Below are 5,044 nucleotides of genomic sequence, written 5' to 3' on the forward strand. Positions count from 1 at the left end.
AACAGCCCCGCCTCCGGACCGAAGGACCCGCCGGTGACGAGTTCCGGGCCGGTCACGCGCGTCTCGACGACCGTCGCGGGCACGCCGAGGCCGCTGACGCCGAAGCCGTAGACGCCGCCCTGCACGAGGTTCCACGTCACGTGGACGCCGACGGGGATCGCGAGCTCGCCGGTCAACACGTAACCGAGCGCGAGGAAGACGCCCGCGAGTCCGATGATCGCCGTCGAGAGCACGGTCGCGCCGGGGTTGGTCGCGTGGAGGACCCCGAACACCGCCGAGGACGCGACCGTCGCGACGACGACCGCCGTCCGCTCGCCGGCGAACCGGAGCCCTTCGGCGACGTTCGTGAGGAGCCACCCGCGCGAGATCAGTTCCTCGTAGATCCCGACGGAGAGGAACAGGAAGAGGACGACCGCGAAGCCGGCGACGAACGAGCCCTCCGAGACGAACGTGCCGGTCGGGACGTACCAGCCGGCGCCCCAGCCCACCAGGAAGATGCCGGTCTGGAGCGCGGCGCCGAGCGCGAGCCCGAAGCCGAGATCGATCCACCATCCGCGGTCGATCCGGAGTCCGTAGTCGCTCCAGCGCCGTCGGTCCACGAACCGCGCCGCGAGCGCGAGGCCGCCGCCGGTCGCGACAAGCGAGACGACGCCCGTCAGCGCCAACCCGCCGCCGGCCGGCGCGACCACTCCGACCGCGCCGAGGACGAGAACGATCCCGACGGCGGTCGCGAACAGCAGAAACGCGCCGATTCCGAGCCTGAGCGGACTCCGGACCCGCTCCTCGCGGTCGTGCCAGACGACGCGTCGGAGCGTCGCGACGATGTCCATGTCCGATTCCCGCCCCGGTCCGACTTAAAACCGCGAGACGAGAGCGCCGCATACCGGACGCCGCTCGACACCGCGACCGACTACCCCGGCCGCGAGGACAGAAGCACCGCGGCCGCGACGAGAACCAGCCCGATCAGGACGGAGACGGTGAAGTGGATCACCGTGATCAGCGTCGTGGTCCGCCCCTCGACCTCGTAGCGCCACCGGATCGCGAACCAGTCCAGCAGCACCGCGGCCGGCAGCGTCAGCGCGGCCGGCAGCGAGAGGGCGCCGCTCGCGACCGCGACGACAGCGGGGACGGGGCCGACCCCGAGCGCGCGCCGCGGGGACACGTCTCCGAGGACGTTTCTGGCGGCGAGGTGCGCGGTGAGAGTGAGAAACGCGGCGATCCCGAGGAACGTCCCGAGAACGGAAAGCGGGCCGACGACGGCCTGCAGGAGCATGGAGGGGTGTATGGCCGGCGGGGGTAAAGCGGCCGCGGTTCGGGGGCGCCTCAGCCGAGCAGACCGAGGTCCTCGAGGCGGTCCACGATCACGTCGACGGCCGCCTCCGCGTCTGCGGGGTCCTTGCCGCCGGTAATAACGAGCTTTCCGGAGCCGAAAAGCAGCGCGACGACCTCGGGCTCCTCCAGCCGGTAGACGAGGCCGGGGAACTGCTCCGGCTCGTACTCGATGTGCTCGAGGCCGAGTCCGATGGCGATCGCGTTCAGGTTCAGGTCCTCGCCGAGGTCGGCGCTCGTGACGATGTTCTGGACCGTCACCTCGGGGTCGTCCTCGATGGGGATCTGGAGCTCGCGGAGCTTCTCGAAGACGATGTCGAGGCTGCGCCGGACGGCGTCCGTCGACTTCGCGCCGGTGCAGACGATCTTGCCGGAGCGGAAGATCAGCGCGGCCGACTTCGGGTCCGTCGTGCGGTAGACGAGCCCGGGGAACTGCTCGGGGTCGTAGTCGGCGCCCTCGAGGTCCATCGCGACGCTCTGGAGGTCCAGCTCCTGGCCGATCCCCGTCGAGGCGACGACGTTCTCGATGTTGATCGTGTCCTTCGGATCGGTCATCAACGCCTCGAACGTCGGGTGACGCATTTAAAAAGGTTCGTCACACGCTGATACGTCATGATACTGATGTTGGTGGATGGAAATGTGGTTCGAGTCGTTCGTAACCTCCAAGCTCTCCGATCCGGATGTGACGTGTTCGTTTCACGGTGTTGTCACCAGGACGGAAGCCCGCGGCCGCGAGATCGGCAAACCGGGTTCCGCGCGGGGAGCGGTCTGGCCGGGCTGCCCTTGACCCGCCATTCGCCACGCTCTTGCCGTCCGCCGACCTCCCGGCGAACGTGTACTGGCTGGAACTGTCGGGCGAGGAGGACGCGTTCGCGGCCCACGAGGCGGCAAGCGCCGCGGCCGGGGTCGAGCTCCTCGCGCCGGGGATCGCCCGGGCAGGCGCGGCCGGGCCGGCGGTCGAGCGGTTGGCGTACACGCGCGCCGCCCACGAGGCGATCGGCCGGACTGAGGCTGATGTCGACGCCGCGGTCGCGCTGCTGGAGGCGGCCGGGATCGACCGCGAGGGGACCGTCGCCGTCCGGGCGCGGGACGTGCGCGGCAGTTCCGGCGTCTCCACGAGCGACGCCGAGCGCGCGCTCGGACAGGTGCTCGTCGACCGCGGCTTCGAGGTGGATCTGGACGCTCCCGACCACACGCTCCGCGCGCTGTTCGCCGCGGGGCGGCGCCCCGACCACGACGCCGTGGCCGGCGCCGACGGAGAGGAGTCCTCCGTCGCGGCGCTCGGCTGGGTCGCCCGTGAGGGGCGGCGTGACTTCGCTCCCAAGCCGACCGACCGACCGTTCTTCCAGCCCGGGAGTATGGCGCCGGCCGACGCCCGGGCGTACGCCAACCTCGCCGGCGCTGCACCGGGCCGCCGATTTCTGGACCCGATGTGCGGCACCGGCGGACTGGCGGTCGAGGCGGGGCTCGTGGGCGCCGAAGCGGTCGGCACCGACGCGCAGGCGAAGATGGTCCGGGGGACGCGGCGCAACCTCCGCGAGTACGTCGGCGGGTCCGACGACCCCGCGTGGCACGTCGCCCGCGGGGACGCCACCGCGCTCCCCCTGCGCGACGACGCTGTCGACGGCGTCGCCTTCGACGCGCCTTACGGCCGGCAGTCGAAGATCGCGACCCACGACCTGGCGGATCTGGTCGCCGGTGCGCTCGCGGAGACGGCTCGCGTCGCGCCGCAGGCGGTCCTCGTCGCGGACCGGGACTGGCGGAGCGAGGCGCGGGGTGCCGGCTGGCGCGTCGACGCGACCTTCGAGCGCCGCGTCCACCGCTCGCTGACCAGACACGTCCTGACGCTGACCCGGGAGTGAGCGTCCTGCCTCGGCCCGCGCGGCCGGCGCGAACGGCCCCCTCGCCCCGCGCATCGAGTCACGTCTTATAAGCCGCCGCCGCGCCACGCCTCCGGCATGGACGCCATCTCCTTCGGGACGGACGGCTGGCGGGCGACGCTCGACGAGTTCACGGACGAGCGCGTCCGCGCGGTGGGGCAGGCGGTCGCGGACCATCTCGCGGCCGCCGGTCGCGACGCCCCCGTTCTCGTCGGATACGACGCCCGCGAGACCTCCGAGGGGTTCGCCGAGAGCCTCGCGGCGGTGCTGTCGGGCAACGGCTTCGACGTGTTGCTTCCCGAGCGGGACGTGCCGACGCCGGTCGTCGCCTTCGGCGTCGTCGAGCACGACCTCTCGGGGGCGCTGATGGTGACGGCCTCGCACAACCCCCCCGAGTACAACGGCGTGAAGTTCATCCCGAGCGACGGCGCGCCCGCGCTCCCGGAGGTGACCGCGGACGTGGAGGCACGCCTTTCGGATCCGTCCCCCCTCGACGACGAGGACGCGTGGGGAACGATCCGGCGACACGATTTCATCAGCGAGCACGCCGCGGCCGCCCGCGAACTGGTCGACGCGGACCTCTCCGGGCTCTCCGTCGTCTACGACGCGATGCACGGAAGCGGCCGCGGAGTCACCGACGAACTCCTCCGGTCTGCGGGTGCGGAGGTCCACACCCTGCGCGGCGAGCGCGACCCGGCGTTCGGCGGCGGCGCGCCGGAGCCGAGCGCGGAGAACCTCCACGCCCTCGCCGAGGAGGTTGCGGCCCGCGACGCGGATTTGGGAATCGCCAACGACGGCGACGCCGACCGCGTGGCGGTGTGTACCCCCGAGCGCGGCGTCCTCGACGCCAACCTGTTCTACGTCGCCTGCTACGACCACCTGCTCGAGACCCGGTCGGGACCCGCAGTCCGGACCGTCTCCACGACGTTCCTCGTCGACCGCGTCGCGGAGGCGCACGGCGAGGAGACCTACGAGGTGCCGGTCGGCTTCAAGTGGGTCGCGCAGGCGATGGCGGAACACGACGCGCTGTTCGGCGGCGAGGAGTCGGGCGGCTTCACGCTGCGGGGCCACGTCCGCGAGAAGGACGGCGTGTTGATGGCGCTGCTGGCGGCCGCCGCGGCGACCGAGGAGGGGTTCGACGCCCGCGTCGACCGAATCGAGGCCGAACACGGCCGGATCGTCGCGGACAAGATCAGCGTCCCCTGTCCGGACGACGAGAAGGGTCGCGTGATCGACGAGCTCTCCGACCACATCCCCGACGAGGTGGTCGGCCACGAGGTCGCTCGCGTGGTCACGCTCGACGGGTTCAAGCTCCTGCTCGACGACGGCTCGTGGCTCCTGATCCGCCCCTCGGGGACGGAGCCGAAGCTCCGCGTCTACGCGGAGGCCGACGACGAGGCGCGCGTCGCGGGGCTGCTGGAGGCGGGGCGGGAGCTCGTCGAGCCGCTCGTGGCGTAGCGGTCGACCGGCGTCCGGTCGGGTTGTGGCCGGCACCAAACCGGCCGCGCGTCACCCGCGGCCGCCCGCGCGAACAAACTACAACGAATCGGGTGCCTTTTTACGGGATACCGCCGTAGCCCGCAGTATATGTTCAAGGCCATCGTGAGTGCGTCGACGCTCCAGGACGCGCTCGGTTCGGTGAGCGTGTTGGTCGACGAGTGCAAGGTCCGCCTGAACGAGGAGGAACTGGCCATCCGCGCCGTCGACCCCGCGAACGTCGGCATGGTCGACCTCTCGCTCGAGGCCGCCGCCTTCGAGTCCTACGAGGCCGACGGGGGCGTCATCGGCGTCAATCTCGCGCGCCTGCAGGACATCGCCGGCATGGCCAACTCCGG

Annotated in this window: 5 protein-coding genes and 1 pseudogene; 3 read left to right on the forward strand and 3 right to left on the reverse strand. The window is 71.7% G+C overall.

What is annotated here, in order from left to right:
- The 3 genes from AN233_RS16555 to AN233_RS15315 form a co-directional block, all read right to left on the reverse strand.
- A partial coding sequence (locus AN233_RS16555; protein WP_343123576.1) for a CPBP family intramembrane glutamic endopeptidase occupies positions 1-830 on the reverse strand: 830 nt, incomplete at its 3' end.
- Positions 831-910: 80 nt separating this feature from the next.
- Positions 911-1,273: a DUF7473 family protein gene (locus AN233_RS15310; RefSeq protein ID WP_058367624.1), complete on the reverse strand. Its 363-nt coding sequence runs from the start codon at positions 1,271-1,273 to the stop codon at positions 911-913.
- A gap of 50 nt (positions 1,274-1,323) precedes the next feature.
- The gene (locus tag AN233_RS15315; protein ID WP_058367653.1) at positions 1,324-1,884 is read right to left on the reverse strand and encodes a TATA-box-binding protein; all 561 of its coding nucleotides are present in this window, start codon (positions 1,882-1,884) and stop codon (positions 1,324-1,326) included.
- A 278-nt stretch (positions 1,885-2,162) separates the two neighbouring features.
- Here AN233_RS15315 and AN233_RS15320 point away from each other — a divergent pair, with 278 nt between their 5' ends.
- The 3 genes and pseudogenes from AN233_RS15320 to AN233_RS18195 form a co-directional block, all read left to right on the forward strand.
- A complete protein-coding gene (locus AN233_RS15320) occupies positions 2,163-3,191 on the forward strand; it encodes a methyltransferase domain-containing protein (RefSeq protein ID WP_058367625.1) in 1,029 nt (342 codons plus the stop codon).
- A 96-nt stretch (positions 3,192-3,287) separates the two neighbouring features.
- Entirely contained in the window at positions 3,288-4,667 is a 1,380-nt protein-coding gene (locus AN233_RS15325) for a phosphoglucomutase/phosphomannomutase family protein (protein ID WP_058367626.1), read from the forward strand.
- Positions 4,668-4,796: 129 nt separating this feature from the next.
- Positions 4,797-5,044: pseudogene (locus AN233_RS18195) on the forward strand (DNA polymerase sliding clamp); the annotation flags it as partial.

It is taken from the genome of Haloparvum sedimenti (assembly GCF_001462205.1).
GTDB lineage: Archaea > Halobacteriota > Halobacteria > Halobacteriales > Haloferacaceae > Haloparvum > Haloparvum sedimenti.

What these genes read in the sequence shown, in the direction of transcription:
- AN233_RS15310 (WP_058367624.1), bottom strand. Translation starts at nt 1,273, where the DNA reads ATGCTCCTGCAGGCCGTCGTCGGCCCGCTTTCCGTTCTCGGGACGTTC.
- AN233_RS15315 (WP_058367653.1), bottom strand. Translation starts at nt 1,884, where the DNA reads ATGACCGATCCGAAGGACACGATCAACATCGAGAACGTCGTCGCCTCG.
- AN233_RS15325 (WP_058367626.1), top strand. Translation starts at nt 3,288, where the DNA reads ATGGACGCCATCTCCTTCGGGACGGACGGCTGGCGGGCGACGCTCGAC.